Origin of the sequence: Acinetobacter sp. WCHA39, from assembly GCF_002165385.1 — a bacterium.
Classification (GTDB): Bacteria; Pseudomonadota; Gammaproteobacteria; order Pseudomonadales; family Moraxellaceae; genus Acinetobacter.
The window spans coordinates 12,626-32,363 of record NZ_NHRP01000033.1 but is presented as its reverse complement, the minus strand read 5'-3'; the positions used below and the strand labels follow the sequence as shown (position 1 = coordinate 32,363).

Here is a 19,738-nt window from a genome sequence, read left to right as displayed (position 1 = left end):
GTCATCATATTCGTCGTCAGAAAACAAGTATTATGCCATTATTTCAATGAGTTATCTTTTTTTGTCGTGTACAGAGAGTTTTTTTATAAAAAAGGCTTGTCAGCAAGAAAGTTTATCACTAATATACACATCCATCGGGGGCGTGGCGAAATTGGTAGACGCACTGGATTTAGGTTCCAGCGCCGCAAGGTGTAAGAGTTCGAGTCTCTTCGCCCCCACCAAATTTAAAAAGTAAGAGTTTCTTACTTTTTTTATGATTAAATCAGAAATGAATTGATCATGTAGTTATAGAGGATTGGTGTAATGGTAGCATGACGGTCTCCAAAACCGTTCGTCAAGGTTCGAGTCCTTGATCCTCTGCCAAATAAATAAAAAAGCCCTTGTATTTACAAGGGCTTTTTTATTTTCTCAATTTAATGCTTGAGTGAAAATATAGAAATATTTGCTCAAAGCATATAAAGCATATATAGCCTGTTTTAGCTTATATAAAAAAGACTAGGGAACACATAGGTTTCCTAGTCTTAAGTTGGTGGTTTTATATATTGATCGATTATGGTGTTGCTAATACAGTTGCCAAGAGTGGTAAATTTTGCCCTGTAGCAGCAGCTTAGGATTTACGCATAAAAGTAAAAAATTAATGCACTATAGCCCAGAAAATAGCATCACAATCTCAGGCTTTCTGAGTTGTTCTCGCATATAAGAACTGAGTAAGCCTTGCTTTAACTGATAAATCGTCGTTTTCCATTTTCTCGCTAAGGCGATCAAACGATGCCACACCAATATACACAGGCTATATGATTTCGTTGACTTTGACCCTTGCGACACTGGCAACGTTCTATACCTGTCGTTTGTTTTAACTCCCGATGCACCTGCTCAATACGCCAGCCAACTGCACAGATTGTTTTGATCTCATCAAGAGTACGAGTCGTTGTTGCATTCGTCACAATATAATCTGTACGTTCGGTAGAGAACGGTAAACAGTAAACCTGTAATGAATGACCTTTGGGAAAACCGTGTAAATGGACGCTATAGAGTCTGTAAATAAAACTGTGTAAACGCTTAAACTAAGCCCTGATGCTGTTGGGGTTAACTAAGGTGTTTATTATGAAAGATGAAGCAATGTTGGCATTAGCAAAAGAGCTTGCCAAAAATCTAAAAACTGAAGCTGACCTCAATGATTTTAGTCGAGCGTTAAAAAACTCACTGTTGAGACTGTTCTTAATGCCGAGCTTACTGAACATTTAGGGTATGAAAAAAATAGCTCTCGCACCAACAAAAATGCACGTAATGGCTATACCACGAAGGGCTTATTAACTGATGATGGTGAGTTTGATCTCGATACACCTAGAGATCGTGATGGTACATTTGAGCCACAGTTGATTAAGAAAAACCAGACTCGTATCACGCAAATGGACAGTCAAATTTTATCGCTATATGCCAAAGGAATGACCACACGAGATATCGTTGCCACATTCAAAGAAATGTACGATGCAGATGTATCACCAATGCTCATTTCCAGAGTTACAGATGCGGTCAAAGAGCAAGTAATCGAATGGCAAAACCGCCCTTTAGATACTCTATATCCCTTGCGCAGCAGTGCTGCTCATTATATGGATTGTATCGTCGTTAAGCTACGTCAGGACAGTTTAGTTATAAACAAGGCTGTATACCTCGCATTAGGCGTCAATACTGATGGACAGAAAGACCTATTAGGCATGTGGATGTCAGAAAACGAAGGTGCTAAATTTTGGTTATCTGTCCTGACCGAACTTAAAAATCGTGGTTTAAAGGATATTCTGATTGCCTGTGTAGATGGCTTAAAAGGCTTTCCTGATGCGATTAATACGGTCTATCCTGATACCCATATCCAGTTGTGTATCATCCACATGGTACGCAATAATCTCAAATATGTGAGTTGGAAAGACTATAAGGCTGTAACTGCCGATTTAAAGAGGATTTATCAATCTGTTATGGAAGATGCAGCGTTACAGGCTTTAGATGAATTTGGGCAAAAGTGGGATGACAAATACCCTCAAATCAGCAAGTCATGGTTATCCAACTGGTCGAATTTAAACACGTTTTTTGCTTACCCAATGGATGTTCGTAAAGCAATTTATACGATAAATGCAATTGAGTCACTGAACAGTGTTATCCGTCATGTGACGAAGAAAAGAAAAATCTTCCCAACGGATGATTCAGTGAGAAAAGTGGTATATTTAGCGATTATGGCACCAAGCAAAAAATGGGTAATGCCTACCCAAAATTGGAAAGCTGCTATGAATCGTTTTAGCATAATGTTTGTAGAGCGCGTAACGATATATTTTTAAATCTGCATTTACACAGAATTATTTACAGGCTCATAAAAGAAGCAAAGCCGAGGCTTTGCTTCTTTATCAACAAAACTTAGATTTTGCCAATTAGATCATTAATTTGTTTCGCTTGTTCAGCTGCATTACCTGTATATGTTGCAGGTGTTAATTCAGCCAAACGTGCACGTTCGTCAGCAGGAACTTGTAATAATTCATCACCATTTACGAAGTTCACCATCATCTCACGCGTCATTGCTTGACCACGAGTCAATGCTTTTAATTTTTCGTATGGCTTTTCAACGTTATAACGACGCATCACGGTTTGGATTGGCTCTGCAAGAACTTCTTGTGCTTGGTCTAAATCTTCATTTAAGCGGTTCGCGTTCAACTCAAGTTTACCAATACCTTTTAAGCAAGCATCAAAAGCAATCAAGCTTTGTGCAAAACCAACCCCCATGTTACGAAGAACAGTTGAGTCAGTTAAGTCACGCTGCCAGCGAGAAACAGGAAGTTTTTCACCAAGATGACCCAATACCGCATTTGCGATACCTAAGTTACCTTCAGAATTTTCGAAGTCAATTGGGTTTACTTTATGAGGCATGGTTGATGAACCAACTTCACCGTCTTTTAATTTTTGCTTGAAGTAACCCAGTGAGATATAGCCCCAAACATCACGGTTAAAATCGATCAAGATCGTGTTGTAACGACGTAATGCATCAAACAATTCAGCCATATAGTCATGTGGCTCAATTTGTGTGGTGTATGGGTTAAATGCTAAACCTAAAGATTCTACAAATGCTTGAGCATGTGCAGCCCAGTCAATTTCTGGGTAAGCAGATAGGTGAGCATTGTAGTTACCGACAGCACCATTGATTTTGCCAAGTAATTCGACATTTTCAAATTGCTTGATTTGGCGCGCTAAACGATAAGCAACGTTTGCCATCTCTTTACCCAATGTAGTCGGGCTTGCAGTTTGACCATGTGTACGAGACAACATTGGTTGTTCAGCATGTGTGATTGCCAAAGCAGAAATCGCATTGAGGATTTGTTCCATGCTTGAAACTAAAACTTCACGACCATTTTTAAGCATTAATGCATGAGATAAGTTGTTGATGTCTTCAGATGTGCATGCAAAGTGAATGAATTCGCCCGCATTTTTTAATTCATCAATATTGGCAATTTTTTCTTTAAGGAAATATTCAACTGCTTTTACATCATGGTTAGTTGTACGTTCAATTTCTTTAATGCGGTTTGCATCTTCTTCAGAAAAATTCGTCACAATCGCATCTAAAGCAGCATTCGTTTCAGCAGAAAATGCAGGTACTTCGATGATTTCTGCACGATTTGCAAGTGCTTGTAACCAACGCACTTCAACAGTGACACGAGCGTGGATTAAACCAAACTCAGACAAAAAAGGGCGTAGAGCATCGCATTTGCTCGCATAACGTCCATCAAGTGGTGAGAGTGCGGTTAAAGCATTCATACAGATTCCTTAAAGTTTGTCTCTCTTGCAGAACTTTATTTATTCCTCAAGAGAGATTTATAGAGGTTGTAAAACGGTATAAAAAATTTGCTCTAGCATCGGTTTAAGCGACCTGATACTGCAAACGAGCAAGAGCTTGAATATCTTGTAAAAGCTTACGTTTACTAAAGATCATACTCCATGAGCTACCGCCCAGTTGTCGCCATAAATGCGCAAGTTGTAGACCTGTAAAGAGGCAAGCACGGATTCGATTTGTATGATTCATATCTTTAAAAGCTTCAGCATTACCACGCACAAGGATACGTGGATTAATTTGCCCAGCAGTTTCAACATAGGTCTGAGCTAAATTGGCAATAATACTTGGGTGCAAATAGTTATTATCGAAAAAAGACAACTGTTTTAGGATTTTTTGTTGAGCCGTTTCGATAATTTTGACGTATTCAGGATTGCTATAAACTTTCTTTTCTAATTGCAATAACGCCATTGCATAAGACATTGGGAGTTTAGCAGTCGACATTTTCGGAATACGAGATTTAGGCGCAGTATTAAAAGGTTGGGTTATACAACCTTCTAATGTTTTTAAACCAAGAGAGATATCTGCAAGTTGATTAAAAAAATCTAAAGTTTGAGTGGCATTATTGGTGGCTGGGCGAATATTAAGACTGGCTTTAATCAGTAGTTCAAAATAAAAATTACCGCTATCGCCAATACTTTGCTGACCCGCCATTGCAGTCATATGCGTGAGCTGAGTTGCTTGAAACACAGCAGCCAATGCCAAAGCACGATTTTGTCGAACATTCAACGCTTGGGCGTGCTGAAAGGGTAACTCCACCATGCTTCGCTTCCAATTTCCTTAAATAAAATCTGGTTCAGGTGCATTGGTATGGTGAATCACACCACCACCTAAGCACACTTCTCCAGAGTAGAACACCACGCTTTGTCCAGGAGTTACAGCTCTTTGTGGTTCATCAAACTCAACTCGAATACCATTTTCGGTTTGCTCATCACGATAAATTGTACACGCTTGATCAGGCTGGCGATAACGGGTTTTTGCCGTGCATCGGAATCCTGTACTTGGGATGTCCTGTTCACCTGCGACCCAATCAACCGACTCACTCCAAAGCTGTGTGCTTTGCATGAGTGGGTGCTCATGTCCTTGACCGATCACCAAGCGATTATTGGCAATATCTTTATGTAATACGAACCATGCACCTTCTTGTACACCTTTCATACCACCGATACCAATACCACCGCGTTGACCGAGCGTATAGTACATCAAGCCATGATGTTCACCAACTTCTTTACCTGACTCTAAAACAATTTTTCCAGCTTGTGCAGGTAAATATTGTTTTAAGAAATCGGTGAAACGACGTTCACCAATAAAGCAGATACCCGTCGAATCTTTTTTCTTGGCAGTTGCCAGATCTAACTCTTCTGCAATGCGACGAACTTCGGGTTTCTCAATTTCGCCCACAGGGAATAAGGTCTTGTTAATTTCACGACCATGTACCGCATGTAAGAAATAAGTCTGGTCTTTATTATTATCGACACCACGCAGTAATGGGGCATAGGTTTCGCCACGTGAATTCTGCATGCTTGCACCACGACGGGCATAGTGACCTGTTGCAATAAAGTCTGCACCCAAAGTCATCGCATGATCGAGGAAGGCACGGAATTTAATTTCTTTATTACACAAGATATCTGGGTTTGGTGTGCGACCTGCAGCATATTCAGCCAAGAAGTGTTCAAACACACGATCCCAATATTCCATGGCAAAGTTCGCAGTGTGCAGCTTGATACCAATTTTATCTGCAACGGCTTGCGCATCAGCTAAGTCTTCAAGTGCTGTGCAGTATTCCGTACCATCATCTTCCTCCCAGTTTTTCATGAAAAGACCTTCAACTTGATATCCTTGTTGAAGTAATAATGCGGCAGAAACAGAGGAGTCTACACCACCAGACATACCGACGATGACACGTTGTTGCATCTAATTAAGCATCCAAATGAGAAGTTAATGAGGGAGAGAAAGGGTGCTCATAAATGAGCGATAAGGGATATTTTTTGCCAGCAAGGGCATCTTCAATTACTTTTACAACCAATGGGCTTCTAGCACGTGCTGATTCTTGTAGCTCATCTAAGTTCATCCATACTGTACCAACAATACCTGTATCCAGTTGCGCATTTTCTTCAACTGAGGTGACATGTGCTAAAAAGCAAAAACGGTAATAGGTACGATCTGGAAACATCGGGGGAGTATAGGTATAAATACCGAGCAGATGATCAATTTCAACATGATGACCTGTTTCTTCTAAGGTCTCACGAATCGCTGCTTGAATAATGGTCTCATCGCATTCTACATGTCCCGCAGGTTGATTAAACACGGTATGTACAAAGCCTTCGCTGTGTTCTTCAACAAACAGAAAACGTCCGTCTTTTTCGACTACAGTAGCGACTGTGACATGGGGTGTCCAAGCGGTCATAGAAAGCACCATGATTTTAAAAAACGTATTCTACAAAATTTGAGAGTTTTTGGCTATGGTAGTGCTGATGGGGAATTATTGAATTAATCTAAATTTTTCATTTCATTAATAATTGTATCCAGCAACCAGAAATTTTCTTCAATTGAAATAGCCTTTTTGCTTAATTCATCTATATTCTTTCCTTCTAGTGTCCATAGAAAAGGATAAAATGAAAAGACCTGATTCCCAGTAAGTTCTTGAATATCAGTTTTCCAATTATGCCACCTTAAAGAGCCATAAAATTGATCGAGATCGCCATTTAAACACCAATTTAAGAAATCTGAATAACCAATCTCTAAATTCTCCCATCTTAAATAGTCGGGAGCAAGATAATAAATATCACCTAAGTTTTCTCCCAAACCACCACAATTTATCGAAAAATAACCACCCAGAATATCGTCGGCTATAAGTAAATAATCAGGTTGCTTATGTTGTTGGGTGATTGTTTTTCCAATATTCCATTCATGAATTCCACGATCTAACCTTTTGCTGCCAGAACCTAAAACTCTCAACCATCCATGATCAATGAGTAAACCACCAGTTTCATAAATCATAGCTCCCATTGAGGAGCGAGTCGTCACTTGGATTGAAAGTAATTCACTTTCTGCTCTGTTTATATTATTAGGTAGCATTTCAAATTGATTCTTAGCCGTTTCCAACCAGCTTTTAATGAGAATCCAACCTGATTCCTTAGTATCTATTAGTTCATTTAGTTGTTTCATTGTTCTTTGAGTTCGTTAGTGTGAATTGATTAAATGGATATAAATTTAATTATTCTTATAATTATCCTTCACTTTCACATAATGGCGTGCTGAATAAGGAAGGAATTCCATTTCTTTTTCAGTTAGTGCACGAACTTGTTGTACTGGACTACCGACATAGAGATAACCGCTTTTTAACACTTTACGTGGTGGCACAAGGCTACCTGCTCCAATCATTACATCATCTTCAATAATCACGTCATCTAAAACAACGGTATTAATCCCGATCAGGACACGATTACCAATGGTACAACCATGTAAAGTCACATGATGTCCAACCGTCACATCCTCTCCAATGACCAGCGGAGAACCATTTGGTTTAGACTGATTTTTATGACTGACATGCAACATACAGTGATCTTGCACATTACTATTTTTTCCAATTTGAATCGAATTTACATCACCACGAATCACGGCAAAGGGCCAAACAGAAACATTCTCTGCTAATTTGACATCACCGATGATGACAGACATGTCATCCACATAACAGCTTGAATCAACATCAGGTTTTTGATCGAGATAGGGACGAATATTCTTAGCCATGAGTATGATCAATATAAAATATAGATGAATTATAAAATAAAAAAGCATTCATGCCCAAGAGCATGAATGCTTAATATCAGCAATTCTAAAATTAGAATAAGTTACTAAAGAACATCTTGATATGGTCAATTAGACGAGCAAAGAAGCTTGCTTCTTCAACTGGTTTTAATGCAACGAGGGGTTTCTCTGCAATCACTTTACCATCAAGGCTTGCAACTAATTTACCCACAACTTGACCTTTGGCTAAAGGCGCATTCAATTTAGGTTGAACTACAAGTTGAGTTTTGATTTTGTCCGCTTGACCTTTAGGCATGGTTACGTTGAAGTTTTCAGCAAGACCAATTTGAACATTATCTTCTTTACCAAACCATACTTTTGCTTTAGCAAGCACTTGGTTAGCAGGTTGTACATTTGCTGTTTCGAAGTTTGCAAAGCCCCATGCTAATAGAGTCCGAGTTTGACTAGCACGTTCATTCATGCTCGGTGTGCCAAAGATGACTGAGATCAAACGCATTGGTCCACGTTTACTCGAAGTGGTTAGGCAATAACCCGCTTCATCAGTGTGCCCTGTTTTTAAACCATCAACACTTGGATCTGTATAAAGCAGGGCATTACGGTTGCCTTGTTTAATACCATTAAATGTAAATTCTTTTTCCGAATAGATTGGGTAGTATTTAGAGCTATCTTTAATAATATGTTGTGCTAGTACAGCCATATCTTTAGCAGTTGAGTAATGACCTTCAGCAGGCATACCTGTCGCATTGATGAAATGAGTATTGATCATACCGATACGTTTGGCTTCTTGGTTCATCATATGGGCAAATGTACCTTCGTTGCCCGCAATGTGTTCGGCCATTGCTTTAGATGCATCATTGCCTGATTGAATAATAATGCCACGTAACATTTCTAGAACAGTTGCTGTACCATTTAATGGTACATACATACATGATTCAGCACTGGTACCACGACACCATGCTGATTCATTCATACGGACTTGTTCGTTGTCTGTTAATTCACCCTTTAAAAGTTTTTGTTCTATGATGTAGCTTGTCATCATTTTGGTCATAGAAGCGGGTGCGAGTTTTTCATTTTCGTTTTTTGCAGCAAGGATTTGTCCTGTCTCGTAATCCATCAATACATAGGATTTATTATTTAATTCTGGTGGAGACGGTAGGACAGTCGCTGCATATGAAAGGCTTGGCAAAAGTAATAATGCAGCAAGAGCGCTTTTTTGAGTCATTCTAGGTGTTCCAATATCTTGTGTGAAGCAGATGAGCCTAGCATTTTAGGACAAAGCAAAGCCGACTTCTACGGTAGAAGTCGGCTTTTTCATGCAGTATTGTAACTAATCAGTTACTTAGAATAATAATTCCGAACATCATCGCAAATTTGACGATTATCATCTTCAGATGCAGCCTTCGCATCTTTACGCGCTTCAGCAAGAGGAGCTTGGAACTCTTTGGTTTTAGCACGTTTATTGAGGATGTCTACAGCATTTGGTTCATTTGATAAGTATGATTTGACGAGGTTGTCATATGCTTTATTAAATTTTAGATCTTTGCCAATTAAATCTGGGCAGATTTCTGACAATACATAAATTGCAGCAAGTTCTTGAGGAGTCACGCCTTCAGATGTTGGTGTAACTTCAATTTTTTCAGGTTCAGATTTTTTTTCTGCGGCAAATACAGTTGTTGTGAGAAGACTAGAGGTAATGAGAAATGATAAACCTAGTGTTTTGAAAACATTTTTCTTCATAAGAACTCAAACTCAGAAACAAGACTTAAAGAATTTGAATAGCTTATAGCATAAAAATATCAGTAGATTGTATGTTTGCTGTAGGAAATTAAACGGAAGCGTTTTCAAATCTTAAATTTGAAAACGCTTCCAAATTTTAATGGCATATTAGCCTTCAAAATTTAATACATCTTCACATACTGACTTTTGTTCAGCTTTTTCAACTTCTTTCGCTGCTTCACGAGCATCTTTCAATAAGGATTGGAATTCTCCATCTTTTTGTAGACTCTCAAGGGAAGCTGACTTATCAGAATAGGTGCTTAAATAAGAACCCACCATCTTTTTGATGTTTTCGTCAAATTTAGCATTTTTTCCAATTATGCTTGGGCACATTTCAATGAGGACTTGCGCATTGGCAATATCATCTTTGATGAGTGCGTCTGCTTCTTTAGCTGAAACCGTTGTGTTTGCAAAAATTACGGGTGCTGTTAGAAGTGAAAAACTTACCCCTAAAACACGGATAAAAGTAGATAAATGTCTCATGGCGGCATAAATTTCTAATACTATGAAGTTACAAATATATATAATTCAGTGAATAATTCAATTGAAAAAACTACGTAGTAACATTTGAAGAGACAAGATCAAAGTGAATATTTTAATAGCAAATGATGATGGTGTTTTTGCACCAGGCTTACAGGCTCTAGCACAAGCGTTAAAGCCTTTAGGACGCGTCGTCGTGGTTGCACCTGAAAGTGAGCGTAGCGGTTACTCAAGTGCTTTAACTTTAGATCGTCCTTTACGACCGATCCCAATTGCAGAGGATGTTTGGGCTGTGAATGGAACGCCCGCAGATTGTGTTTATTTATCAATGAATGGTCTATTCGATTTTGAATTTGATCTTGTTGTCAGTGGTATTAATAGTGGCGCAAACCTCGGCGATGATGTTCTATATTCAGGTACGGTTGGTGCTGCATTTGAAGGTCGCCTAATGAAACATCCTGCAATCGCAGTTTCATTAGCGGGTTCAAATGTACGTTCCTATGAACATCCTAAGCATTATGCGAAAGCTGCACAATGGGTTCATGATTTTATTGCGAATGGACTACCAATTTTGCCGCCCCGTCATATTTTTAATATTAATATCCCAGATGTTGAGCAAATTAAAGGGACACAAATCACCTATCAAGGTCGTAGAGCACAATCCAAACCAATTAGTAGCCATGTCGATCCACGTGGTCGCCAAGTCTATTGGATTGGTTTAGCCGGTGAGGCGGTTACAGAACCTCAATCCGCTTCAAGTCATATTCAGTCTGATTTCTTTGCTGTCGCGAATGGTTATGTCAGTATCACGCCGATTCAAATGGATGCAACTAATTATGCTGTACTCGATAATTTACATCTTCATGTAAATGGTTAGCAGTGGCTATGTTATAACTTTGTGAATATAGGAAGTGAGAACTCGTTTTTTCTCACTTTTTTGGTACTCTTAGGCGCAAATAAATTAAGGTTTTTTCGATGAGGGCGAAGATGCATTTAAACCATGTCTCGATTTTTCTATCACGAAAAATGATTAAAACAATCGTGTTGTCTATGGCAGTAACAAGCATTGTCGTCGTTACAGGTTGTGCATCAAAACCACAAGCAAAAGGTGGTAATCGTTATGTACAGCAAGCACCCAATTATTACACAGTACGTTCAGGCGATACGCTGAGTGCAATTGCAAATCGTTATGGATTGAATTATTTAGATGTTGCTGCGCTGAATGATATTGCGCCGCCTTATCGTATTTATGTCAACCAATCATTACGTTTAAAAGGTTCTGTTGCAGAACGAACTACATCTACAAAAGCAGTGGTACAAACCGCGCCGATTCAACGTCAAACGATTAACTTACCAACACAACAACCTGTTGTTCCTAAGACACAGCCTGTTATACCCAAAGCTGTTGTTCCAGCAAATCCTGTTACACCATCTTCAACGACGCTTGCTTCGAGTTTACGTTGGGTAAAACCATCAAATGGAGCGATCATTCAAAGTTTCAATTTGGCAAATAACGTCAAAGGAACACGTTACGGTGGTAATGAAGGTGATCCAATTTTTGCTGCTGCAAATGGGCAAGTGGTCTATGCTGCTGATGGTTTAAAAGAATATGGCAATCTAGTCTTGATTAAGCATATTGATGGTTATATTACGGCGTACGCGCATAACAGTAAGATGTTAGTCAAGAGTGGGGATAATGTGACTGCTGGTCAAAAAATTGCAGAAATGGGTTCTTCAGGTGCTTCACGTATCATGCTTGAGTTCCAAGTTCGTTTAGATGGCAAGCCTGTAAATCCAATGACAGTTTTACCAAACTAAAATAGCCGAATTAATAATCTTTTAATAAATTATTAATAATCGCTAGTTTAAGGGTAGACTTCCTTGTATACTTATTGAGATTGCTTTAATTAGAACAATAAGCATATTTTAATAAATTAAGAGAGAAGTCTATGCTAGATCAATTGCGTGCAATGGGGGTCTTTGCTTGCGTTGTTGAAAAAAGTTCTTTTAGTGGTGCAGCACGAGAATTAGGAATTACAACAAGTGCAGTCAGTCAACAAATTCGTTCTTTAGAACATGAAATGGATGTCACTTTACTTCATCGTTCTACTCGAAAACTCAGTCTTACAGAAGCAGGACAAGCATTTTTTCTCAGTTGCCAAGAAATGTTGGCTGCCGCTGAACGTGGCAAAATTCGTATCAATGAACTGCGCGACGATCTTGTTGGAGATTTACGTATTGCGACGACACCTGAATTAGGTGCCTTGCATGTCATTCCAGCACTATCTCATTGGATGTCAGCACATAAAGGTCTAGCGATTCATTTTGAAGCAGACCACCGTTATATTGATTTGATTGAAGAGCGGATTGATATCGCAATACGGATGAGCCTGCGTGTTGATGATCATCAGCTCACCGCAGTACCTTTAGCGAGAGTTGATCAGGTTCTTGTTGCATCGCCAAGTTATCTCAATCAAGCATCAACTATTACTCGCCCAGAAGATTTACGAAATCACGAATTATTACCTGTTACTTTGATGCACAATTATCAACATTTTGCCTTCCGTCATGGTTTGAGTGGTGAAATTGTCAATGTTGATATGAAAACACGCTTAGGCACAAACAATGTTTTTGTTGCTAAATCCTTGTGCCAGCAGGGGCATGGTATTGCACGTATTCTCTATATGGACATTCAAAAAGAACTGATTAATGGTTCTTTGGTTGAAGTTCTACCTGATTGGCAACTTCCTGCTTATACGCTTCATGCTTTAATTTCCAAGCGTGAACAATACCCAATGAAAGTGCATCGTTGTATTGATGCATTAAAACAATATTTCGCTCAATTACCTGGTGGACGATCTCTACTGGGTGTAGCCTAAGAAAAAGGCCATGTTTGTTTAAAAACATGGCCTTTTCATTTTATCTATTCTTCTTACGAAGTGGTTTTAAGCTTTTAGCTTCAACAGTAGATTCTTCTGAAGATTTTGTCTCAGTTTCATCTTTTTTGGTCTTTTTTCGCTTTTTCTTTTTTTTAGGTTCATCATCTTCAACAGCTTCGCCGTCCTCAATGGCTTGCCAATACTCAAGTTGTTCCATAACGGCTGCATAGATTGAATTTTTACTATATCGACCTTTCTTATCTAATGTACCTACTGGGCGAGCCATTAGAATTTCTAAGGCTTGATCAATTGTTTCAATCGCATGGACATGGAACTGACCTGCTTGAACCGCTTCAATTACATCTTGACGTAGCATCAAATGTTGCATGTTTTGACGGGGAATAATGACGCCTTGTTTGCCTGTTAAGCCTTGAAGTTTACATGCATCGTAGAAACCTTCGATTTTTGCATTCACTCCACCAATTGGTTGTACTTGACCGAGTTGGTTCATAGAACCCGTAATCGCCCATGATTGGTCAATTGGAATTTGAGAAATGGCAGAAATTAAAGCTGAAAGTTCTGCAACAGTGGCACTATCGCCATCCACTTGTCCATAGCTTTGCTCAAACGCCAATGCTGCGGAGAAATGTAAGATTTGTTCACGACCAAAGTGTGCTTTTAAGAAGCTTGACATGAGCAACACGCCTTTGGCATGAAGCGAGCCGCCTAACTCGACACTGCGTTCAATATCTAAAATATCACCGCCGCCTTGATAAACGGATGCGGTGAGACGAGAGGGTAAACCGAACTCAACATCTGCATAGTGAATTACAGACAAGGCATTGATCTGACCGAGACGATGCCCTGAAGTTTCAATCAATTGTGTCCCACGCGAAAGATCTTGCCAATATAACTCTCTTAAATAGCCTAAGCGGTATTGACGATGATGTAATGCTTGGTTGACATGCTGATCAGTGACGATTTTATCATCGGCTTTAAAGGCATGATGATGTGCTTCACGAATTAAATCACCGAGTGTAGAGGCATGTAGTGAGAGAGAGCTTTGATCTTCTGCTTGTCGACTAGAGTCGGTGAGTAAAGCAGCGAGCGCTGAACGATCAAATGGAAGCAGTTTATCGGCTTGAACATAGTCTGCAATCAATTGCATGTAGGCCTGTTCATTGCTGTTATTACGCTGCAAGGTATCCGTAAAATCTGCTCGAATTTTAAAGACACTGCCTAATTCTGGTTCAACTTCTAAAATTTCATAGTAAATTTCAGGTTCTGCCAGTAAAACAACTTTGATATCTAAAGGAACAGAAGCGGGTTCAATCGAAATGCTGCCCGTTAATGTTAGCATATGTTCTAACGAAGAAAGTTTGAGTTGGCCTGATTTCAATGCACGTTTTAAACCTTGCCATGCATAAGGCTGTTCAAGCAATTGCTCTGCTTCAAGCATTAAAAAGCCACCGTTGGCTTGATGCAAAGACCCTGGGCGAATTAAGGTAAAGTCGGTGGTAATCGTACCATTATGTGTAAGTTGCTCAACATGACCTAATAAATTGTAGTGCGTTGGAAAATCTTCGAAAATAACTGGAGCACCGCTATTTGGCTTATTGGCAATAATTACATTAGCTTGATAACGTGATGGAACACGATTAAATAAAGCAGGCGTAAAATCATCTTCTTCTTGTTCTAAAATCAGCTCAACATTATCAATAATATCTTCAGCATAATGTTTTAGATATAAGTCGAGACCTTTGACTTCTTTGTTTTTATTTAAAATTGACTCCATACGTGGTGTAACCACTTGAGTGGCAATTTCACGGTTTAAGATTGATACTTGATCACGAGCATCGTCTTCTAAATCACCAAGATGTAACCCTAAACGCTCTAGTTTTTTCTCCATATAACGCATGTTGGATGTGATTTCAGCACGTTCTTTGCTGCTTAACGCATCAAGATCATTTTTTGTTAATTCTTGATATTCATTTTCTATGAGCTGCATTGGAATAAAGACGTGTTTGTCATCACGAGAAATCAACTTTAAATCGAGTTCTTGTCCTTCTTTTGTGAGTTCTATTAAAGCTTGCTGCTGGACATCACCTGTATCTTGACGAATGCGTTCAATACGATTGTGATAGCTTTCAGCACTAAAACGACGTTCCAATTGTTTTAGTATGATTTGCCATGTTTGCTGTAAAGCATTTTGAAATTTTGTACCTTGTCCTGCAGGAAAGCGTAGTGCAATAGGTTGTCTTGGATTTTTGAAGTTATTGACATAAACCCAATCGTTTGGTGTAGGCATGGTTTTAGCGTGTTGCTGAAGCAACCGTTTAATCATGGTGCGTTTGCCAAGACCCGCTGTGCCAACTGCAAAAATATTATAGCCAGAGTATGGTAAGGAAATACCAGCTTCAACTGAAGCACGGGCGCGATCTTGCCCAAGAAAGTTATTGAGGGGTTTGATACGTTTAGTTGAACTCGGAATCTCAGCTAAATTTAGAATATGCGTGAGTTGTTCAGGGCTAAGTGCTGTTTTCTTAAGTGTCGTTTGAATATCCGTCTGCTCAAAGGCACTTGGTAAAGAATTGATTTTCGCTGTAGTCGTGTTTGTTGGTGTTGAAGATAAAGTTGTTGCAGTCATTTGATCAAGTTTTTGGGTCACTATTGCTATCCAACAAAGAAACGAAAGTTAAGTAATTAAAGGTATACAGTTTTAGGTCTAAAGATCAAGCGAACTTGTGTTTTTTATCGACAAAACAAAACAATGGTTGCATAAAGCAACTTGCAAGCAAGAGCAAGAAACGATTGAATAGGCACATTCACGCATGTTCATGGAAAATAATAACCAATGACAACTCAAGCCACTGGGTGGGCATCCGCATTTAAAGCTTTTTTAGATCGCCGTGCACTGATTATGCTATTTCTTGGTTTCTCGGCAGGGATACCCATTTTATTGATTTTTTCTAGCTTGTCTTTATGGCTAGGTGAAGCAGGAATTGATAAAAGTGCTGTGACATTTTTTAGTTGGGCGGCATTAGGTTACTCTTTTAAATTTGTTTGGGCACCGTTGATTGATGAATTGCCCGTTCCATTATTAACGAAAAGTTTAGGTCGCCGCCGTGCTTGGTTGTTGATTGCACAGTCTTTGATTATATGTGCAATTTGTATTATGGCATTTTCCGACCCAGCACTTGGACAAAGCTATTTAATTCAAATGGCAGTTGGTGCTGTTTTATTAGGATTCTCGGCAGCGACTCAAGATATTGTCATCGATGCTTATCGTATTGAACTCGCTGAAAGTGAGATGCAAACGGTTTTAGCTTCAACTTACAACGCAGGTTACCGTATCGGGATGATCGTTGCGGGTGCAGGGGCTTTATTTCTTGCTGCTTATTTAGGTACAGCTAAAGGCAATTATATCTATGAAGCATGGAAATATACTTATCTCACCATGGCCGCAGTCATGGTGGTTGGTATTATTACAACTTTATGCATTCGTGAACCTCAAGTAAATCGTGTTTATAAACATTATAAAACTACAGATTACTATCGCTTGGTCTTTGTATTTTTTATTGCTGTTGCAACTTTTGTTGTCAGTTATATTTACTCTGGGAATGTAACAGATGCTATCGCTAAAGCCGCAAATATTAAAGATACTGCTGCTTTATTTGGTTTAGAAGCACTGCGCTTTTTAACTGCTACAGCCACAGCTTTATTGGTTGGTTTGGGTTTAGTTAAAACTGGCGTCGTGAATCAACAAATGGCTAAAGAAACTTGGGTTGCCCCAATTTTAGATTTCTTTAAACGCTACGGTATTAAACTTGCCTTAGTTCTTTTACTGCTGATTGGTTTTTTCCGCATCTCAGACATCATTGCAGGCGTGATTTCCAATGTGTTCTATCAAGATCTAAATTTCAGTAAAGAACAAATTGCTGAGGCTGTGAAAATCTATGGTGTGATCTTTAGTTTAGTTGGTGGTTTTCTCGGTGGTTTGTTAGCGCAGCGCATGAACATTATGAAACTCATGTTTGTGGGCGCAGTGTTGGCCAGTTCAACCAATTTAATTTTTATCGGCTTGGTCAAATCAGGTAAACCACTTGCTCCAGTTGAGGTTCAGGTCGGAAATAAACATTATCAAGTGCAAACCGATGATGTTGGATATTGGAAATTACAAGTGCCGAATGACGTCTTAGCAAAAGCAAATTCGGTACAGGTAAGTACTCAGTACCAAAATCAGAGCGATACAAATGTAACTCTTGCCATACCATATTTAGTAAATGCCCAGCACGCTCAGATTCAATTATTACCTATTAGTGGTGATGATCAATTAACAGAAAAAGAATTGAAGCAAAGTCTGGTCGTTAAAGGACAATTAGCAGGGCTTAAAAGTGAAGATTTAAATCAGGATAAGCCTGTTATCCTTAAATTGGATAATCAAGAATTTGCTGCGAAAGTGGATGATAAAGGAATATTTACTGGTGCTGTAGATGGAAAGCTATTACAAGCATCTCCCACTAAAACGATTAAAGCTTTTGTTCATTTAAAAAATAATAGTGCAAGCCAGTTATTTGCAACAAGATCATACCGCATCAATACTGCATCACATGTTGAAACCACACTCGATGTCGATATTCAGCCAATTGCTGTGGTCGATCCAAGTCAGTCAGGCACAATAGAACTTTCTGGCAAAGTGATAAAAGGCTATAGCTCATTGTGGCTCTATTTTGCCATTATTGTAGATAATTTAGCTTCAGGTTTGGCAGGCGCTGCATTTATTGCCTTTTTATCTAGCTTAACCAGCGTATCATTTACCGCAGTTCAATATGCAATTTTCAGTTCATTAATGACTTTAACACCCAAATTATTGGGTGGTTATTCAGGAACGATTGTGAGTAATATTGGCTACCCAAATTTCTTTTTAATGACGACTTTAATTGGAATTCCAATTTTGATTCTTGTGGTTTGGGTTGCGAAACTATTGCGTGACCATGAAAACCAAACAACTCAACAGACAGGTGAATAACTATGCGCATGTTACATACGATGTTACGAGTAGGTAATTTAGAGCAATCTTTAAAGTTCTACACTGAGGTACTTGGTATGAAATTACTACGCCAACGTGATTATGAAGAGGGGCGTTTTACCTTGGCTTTTGTGGGCTATGGTGATGAAGAAAACAATACTGTGCTTGAGCTGACTCATAACTGGGATACAGCTAGCTATGATTTAGGCAATGCCTATGGTCATATCGCTATTGGCGTAGATGATGCTTATAAAGCATGTGAAGAAATCAAGGCAGCAGGTGGAAAAGTAGTACGTGAGGCTGGCCCAATGAAAGGTGGAGTGACGGTGATCGCTTTTGTTGAAGATCCAGATGGCTATAAGGTTGAATTGATTCAACAGGATCAAAATGCACGTAATAATTAATTTCGTATCTTGATCCACAATTTCTAATTTAAAGCCATAGCTTTATTTATATAGCCCATATGATGTTTTGATCGAATGGTCAATAATCTCATGTTGGGCTGTATCGTTATTAGCGAACAGATTGGGAAAAGTTATGTTAAAGCTCTTGGCGCTAGATCGTTTTACAATATTATTGATAGCAATGGTCGTACTAGCGACTTTTTTCCCAGTTTCGGGACAGGTTGCGCATTACTTTAATATCCTAACGACAGTTGCGATTGCTATATTATTTTTTTTACATGGCGCCAAGTTGTCACGTGAAGCCGTTATACAGGGAATGCTGCATTGGAAAATGCATGCATTGGTTTTTGCTTTTACTTTTGCGATTTTTCCTGTAATTGGGCTTTTAGCTAAACCTGTTTTGGAGCCGCTTCTTGGGCAACAGTTGTATTGGGGCTTTTTATTTATGTGCTTCTTACCCTCAACAGTACAATCTTCAATTGCATTTACGTCGATTGCAAAAGGGAATGTTGCAGGAGCGGTTTGTAGTGCATCTTTCTCCAATATCACTGGGATGTTTATTACGCCAATCTTAGTGAGTTATTTTATCTTAGGCCAAAGCCAACATGGCTTTGATCCTACGCAATCGATTGTTCAAATTACCTTGTTACTATTGGTTCCCTTTGTTTTAGGTCAGTTACTTCGCCCTTATGTTTTTCCTTATATGATCAAATTACCAAGCTTAGTGAAAGCTTTCGATCAAGGATCAATCTTAATGGTAGTTTACGGTGCCTTTAGCAGTGCTGTAGTTGCAGGCTTATGGCATCAAATCAGTGGATTAGCTTTGCTGTATTTAGTACTTGCATGCTCAGTTTTGCTTACTATTGTAATGTTGCTTGCTTCGTATTTACCAAAATGGTTAGGGTTTCATCATGCAGATCAAGTTACTATTTTCTTTTGTAGCTCTAAAAAAACGCTAGCGAGTGGCGTGCCAATGGCGCAAATTCTGTTTATTGGTCAGCCTTTAGGTATGATTGTATTGCCGATTATGATTTTTCATCAAATCCAATTAATGGTCTGTGGTGTAATTGCGAATCGTTGGTCAAAATCAAAACAAGAATAGTTCGCAAATTTTGATTTATTGGCGTATAATCTTTGCCACTTGTTGGCTTTGCTCTGATCTAAGGGTCTCGGTGAGTCAAAAGAAATGGTCTGTTGTGGTATTGATCTGCGAGTGTTAACACTCTGCTTTCCTCATCTTGAGAGTGATCAATTGCGATAACAGCTTAAGCCTTTCTTACTAAATAGGAGCATCGACCATGCGCGCCGATATTCACCCTAAATACGAAAAATTAGTTGCTACTTGCTCATGCGGTAACGTAATCGAAACTCGTTCTGCACTTGGTAAAGAAACTCTTTATCTTGACGTATGTTCAGCTTGCCACCCATTCTATACTGGTAAACAAAAGAATGTGGATACTGGTGGTCGTATCGACAAATTCAAACAACGTTTCTCTGGTATGTCACGTTCTATCAAACGTTAATATCAAGAAAACAA

General features: G+C 39.0%; 18 protein-coding genes, 2 tRNA genes and 1 pseudogene. 10 read left to right on the top strand and 11 right to left on the bottom strand.

Going from position 1 to position 19,738, the window contains the following annotated elements:
• Positions 1 to 136: 136 nt before the first annotated feature.
• Together CDG56_RS13825 and CDG56_RS13820 are read left to right on the top strand one after the other, a co-directional pair.
• Positions 137 to 221 (top strand) — tRNA-Leu (locus CDG56_RS13825).
• A 68-nt stretch (positions 222 to 289) separates the two neighbouring features.
• Positions 290 to 363: transfer RNA gene (locus CDG56_RS13820), tRNA-Trp, on the top strand.
• Positions 364 to 761: 398 nt separating this feature from the next.
• Here the strand turns inward: CDG56_RS13820 and CDG56_RS17610 are convergent.
• A complete protein-coding gene (locus tag CDG56_RS17610; protein ID WP_171295165.1) occupies positions 762 to 944 on the bottom strand; it encodes a transposase in 183 nt (60 codons plus the stop codon).
• 160 nt (positions 945 to 1,104) lie between these two features.
• Between CDG56_RS17610 and CDG56_RS13815 the strand changes: the two are divergent.
• Positions 1,105 to 2,327 (top strand): annotated as a pseudogene (locus CDG56_RS13815) (IS256 family transposase).
• A 76-nt stretch (positions 2,328 to 2,403) separates the two neighbouring features.
• Here CDG56_RS13815 and purB read toward each other — a convergent pair.
• The 9 genes from purB to CDG56_RS13770 form a co-directional block, all read right to left on the bottom strand.
• Positions 2,404 to 3,792 carry an adenylosuccinate lyase gene (purB, locus tag CDG56_RS13810; RefSeq protein ID WP_087548205.1) on the bottom strand — a complete coding sequence of 463 codons (1,389 nt, stop codon included), beginning with the start codon at positions 3,790 to 3,792 and terminating at the stop codon, positions 2,404 to 2,406.
• Between the two features lie 103 nt (positions 3,793 to 3,895).
• Positions 3,896 to 4,627 (bottom strand): high frequency lysogenization protein HflD, encoded by a 732-nt coding sequence (hflD, locus tag CDG56_RS13805; protein WP_087548204.1) that lies wholly within the window; start codon positions 4,625 to 4,627, stop codon positions 3,896 to 3,898.
• Between the two features lie 18 nt (positions 4,628 to 4,645).
• Positions 4,646 to 5,779, bottom strand: a complete 1,134-nt coding sequence (gene mnmA / locus CDG56_RS13800) for a tRNA 2-thiouridine(34) synthase MnmA (protein ID WP_087548203.1) — start codon at positions 5,777 to 5,779, stop codon at positions 4,646 to 4,648.
• Between the two features lie 4 nt (positions 5,780 to 5,783).
• Positions 5,784 to 6,272: an NUDIX hydrolase gene (locus CDG56_RS13795; RefSeq protein WP_034602674.1), complete on the bottom strand. Its 489-nt coding sequence runs from the start codon at positions 6,270 to 6,272 to the stop codon at positions 5,784 to 5,786.
• 83 nt (positions 6,273 to 6,355) lie between these two features.
• A complete protein-coding gene (locus CDG56_RS13790; RefSeq protein ID WP_087548202.1) occupies positions 6,356 to 7,033 on the bottom strand; it encodes a DUF2625 domain-containing protein in 678 nt (225 codons plus the stop codon).
• Between the two features lie 45 nt (positions 7,034 to 7,078).
• Positions 7,079 to 7,615: a gamma carbonic anhydrase family protein gene (locus tag CDG56_RS13785; protein ID WP_087548201.1), complete on the bottom strand. Its 537-nt coding sequence runs from the start codon at positions 7,613 to 7,615 to the stop codon at positions 7,079 to 7,081.
• A gap of 91 nt (positions 7,616 to 7,706) precedes the next feature.
• Entirely contained in the window at positions 7,707 to 8,855 is a 1,149-nt protein-coding gene (gene dacC, locus CDG56_RS13780) for a D-alanyl-D-alanine carboxypeptidase PBP5/6 (protein ID WP_087548200.1), read from the bottom strand.
• Between the two features lie 113 nt (positions 8,856 to 8,968).
• Positions 8,969 to 9,370, bottom strand: a complete 402-nt coding sequence (locus CDG56_RS13775) for an MCR_0457 family protein (RefSeq protein WP_087548199.1) — start codon at positions 9,368 to 9,370, stop codon at positions 8,969 to 8,971.
• Between the two features lie 147 nt (positions 9,371 to 9,517).
• On the bottom strand, positions 9,518 to 9,892 hold the full coding sequence (locus CDG56_RS13770; protein WP_087537402.1) for an MCR_0457 family protein: 375 nt from the start codon (positions 9,890 to 9,892) through the stop codon (positions 9,518 to 9,520).
• A 103-nt stretch (positions 9,893 to 9,995) separates the two neighbouring features.
• Here CDG56_RS13770 and surE point away from each other — a divergent pair, with 103 nt between their 5' ends.
• From surE to CDG56_RS13755, 3 genes are all read left to right on the top strand, one after another.
• Positions 9,996 to 10,766 (top strand): 5'/3'-nucleotidase SurE, encoded by a 771-nt coding sequence (gene surE, locus CDG56_RS13765; protein ID WP_087548198.1) that lies wholly within the window; start codon positions 9,996 to 9,998, stop codon positions 10,764 to 10,766.
• 110 nt (positions 10,767 to 10,876) lie between these two features.
• A complete protein-coding gene (locus CDG56_RS13760; protein WP_087548197.1) occupies positions 10,877 to 11,707 on the top strand; it encodes a peptidoglycan DD-metalloendopeptidase family protein in 831 nt (276 codons plus the stop codon).
• 131 nt (positions 11,708 to 11,838) lie between these two features.
• On the top strand, positions 11,839 to 12,768 hold the full coding sequence (locus tag CDG56_RS13755) for a LysR family transcriptional regulator (RefSeq protein ID WP_087548196.1): 930 nt from the start codon (positions 11,839 to 11,841) through the stop codon (positions 12,766 to 12,768).
• Between the two features lie 40 nt (positions 12,769 to 12,808).
• Here CDG56_RS13755 and CDG56_RS13750 read toward each other — a convergent pair whose 3' ends face one another.
• Positions 12,809 to 15,436, bottom strand: coding sequence for a Lon protease family protein (locus CDG56_RS13750; protein ID WP_087548195.1), 2,628 nt, complete (start codon positions 15,434 to 15,436; stop codon positions 12,809 to 12,811).
• Between the two features lie 186 nt (positions 15,437 to 15,622).
• On the opposite strand from CDG56_RS13750, the gene CDG56_RS13745 reads away from it, so the two are divergent.
• From CDG56_RS13745 to rpmE, 4 genes are all read left to right on the top strand, one after another.
• Positions 15,623 to 17,797: an AmpG family muropeptide MFS transporter gene (locus CDG56_RS13745; protein ID WP_087548194.1), complete on the top strand. Its 2,175-nt coding sequence runs from the start codon at positions 15,623 to 15,625 to the stop codon at positions 17,795 to 17,797.
• 2 nt (positions 17,798 to 17,799) lie between these two features.
• Complete coding sequence (gene gloA, locus CDG56_RS13740; protein WP_005159336.1) at positions 17,800 to 18,201, top strand: lactoylglutathione lyase; 402 nt, start codon at positions 17,800 to 17,802, stop codon at positions 18,199 to 18,201.
• A 133-nt stretch (positions 18,202 to 18,334) separates the two neighbouring features.
• Positions 18,335 to 19,303 carry a bile acid:sodium symporter family protein gene (locus CDG56_RS13735; RefSeq protein WP_087548193.1) on the top strand — a complete coding sequence of 323 codons (969 nt, stop codon included), beginning with the start codon at positions 18,335 to 18,337 and terminating at the stop codon, positions 19,301 to 19,303.
• Between the two features lie 196 nt (positions 19,304 to 19,499).
• A complete protein-coding gene (gene rpmE / locus CDG56_RS13730) occupies positions 19,500 to 19,724 on the top strand; it encodes a 50S ribosomal protein L31 (RefSeq protein WP_004662919.1) in 225 nt (74 codons plus the stop codon).
• The last annotated feature ends 14 nt before the right edge of the window (positions 19,725 to 19,738 follow it).

What these genes read in the sequence shown, in the direction of transcription:
- CDG56_RS13775 (WP_087548199.1), bottom strand. Translation starts at nt 9,370, where the DNA reads ATGAAGAAAAATGTTTTCAAAACACTAGGTTTATCATTTCTCATTACC.
- dacC (WP_087548200.1), bottom strand. Translation starts at nt 8,855, where the DNA reads ATGACTCAAAAAAGCGCTCTTGCTGCATTATTACTTTTGCCAAGCCTT.
- CDG56_RS13745 (WP_087548194.1), top strand. Translation starts at nt 15,623, where the DNA reads ATGACAACTCAAGCCACTGGGTGGGCATCCGCATTTAAAGCTTTTTTA.
- CDG56_RS13785 (WP_087548201.1), bottom strand. Translation starts at nt 7,615, where the DNA reads ATGGCTAAGAATATTCGTCCCTATCTCGATCAAAAACCTGATGTTGAT.
- CDG56_RS13735 (WP_087548193.1), top strand. Translation starts at nt 18,335, where the DNA reads ATGTTAAAGCTCTTGGCGCTAGATCGTTTTACAATATTATTGATAGCA.
- mnmA (WP_087548203.1), bottom strand. Translation starts at nt 5,779, where the DNA reads ATGCAACAACGTGTCATCGTCGGTATGTCTGGTGGTGTAGACTCCTCT.
- CDG56_RS13760 (WP_087548197.1), top strand. Translation starts at nt 10,877, where the DNA reads ATGCATTTAAACCATGTCTCGATTTTTCTATCACGAAAAATGATTAAA.
- CDG56_RS13795 (WP_034602674.1), bottom strand. Translation starts at nt 6,272, where the DNA reads ATGACCGCTTGGACACCCCATGTCACAGTCGCTACTGTAGTCGAAAAA.
- rpmE (WP_004662919.1), top strand. Translation starts at nt 19,500, where the DNA reads ATGCGCGCCGATATTCACCCTAAATACGAAAAATTAGTTGCTACTTGC.
- gloA (WP_005159336.1), top strand. Translation starts at nt 17,800, where the DNA reads ATGCGCATGTTACATACGATGTTACGAGTAGGTAATTTAGAGCAATCT.
- CDG56_RS13755 (WP_087548196.1), top strand. Translation starts at nt 11,839, where the DNA reads ATGCTAGATCAATTGCGTGCAATGGGGGTCTTTGCTTGCGTTGTTGAA.
- hflD (WP_087548204.1), bottom strand. Translation starts at nt 4,627, where the DNA reads ATGGTGGAGTTACCCTTTCAGCACGCCCAAGCGTTGAATGTTCGACAA.
- CDG56_RS13770 (WP_087537402.1), bottom strand. Translation starts at nt 9,892, where the DNA reads ATGAGACATTTATCTACTTTTATCCGTGTTTTAGGGGTAAGTTTTTCA.
- CDG56_RS13790 (WP_087548202.1), bottom strand. Translation starts at nt 7,033, where the DNA reads ATGAAACAACTAAATGAACTAATAGATACTAAGGAATCAGGTTGGATT.
- purB (WP_087548205.1), bottom strand. Translation starts at nt 3,792, where the DNA reads ATGAATGCTTTAACCGCACTCTCACCACTTGATGGACGTTATGCGAGC.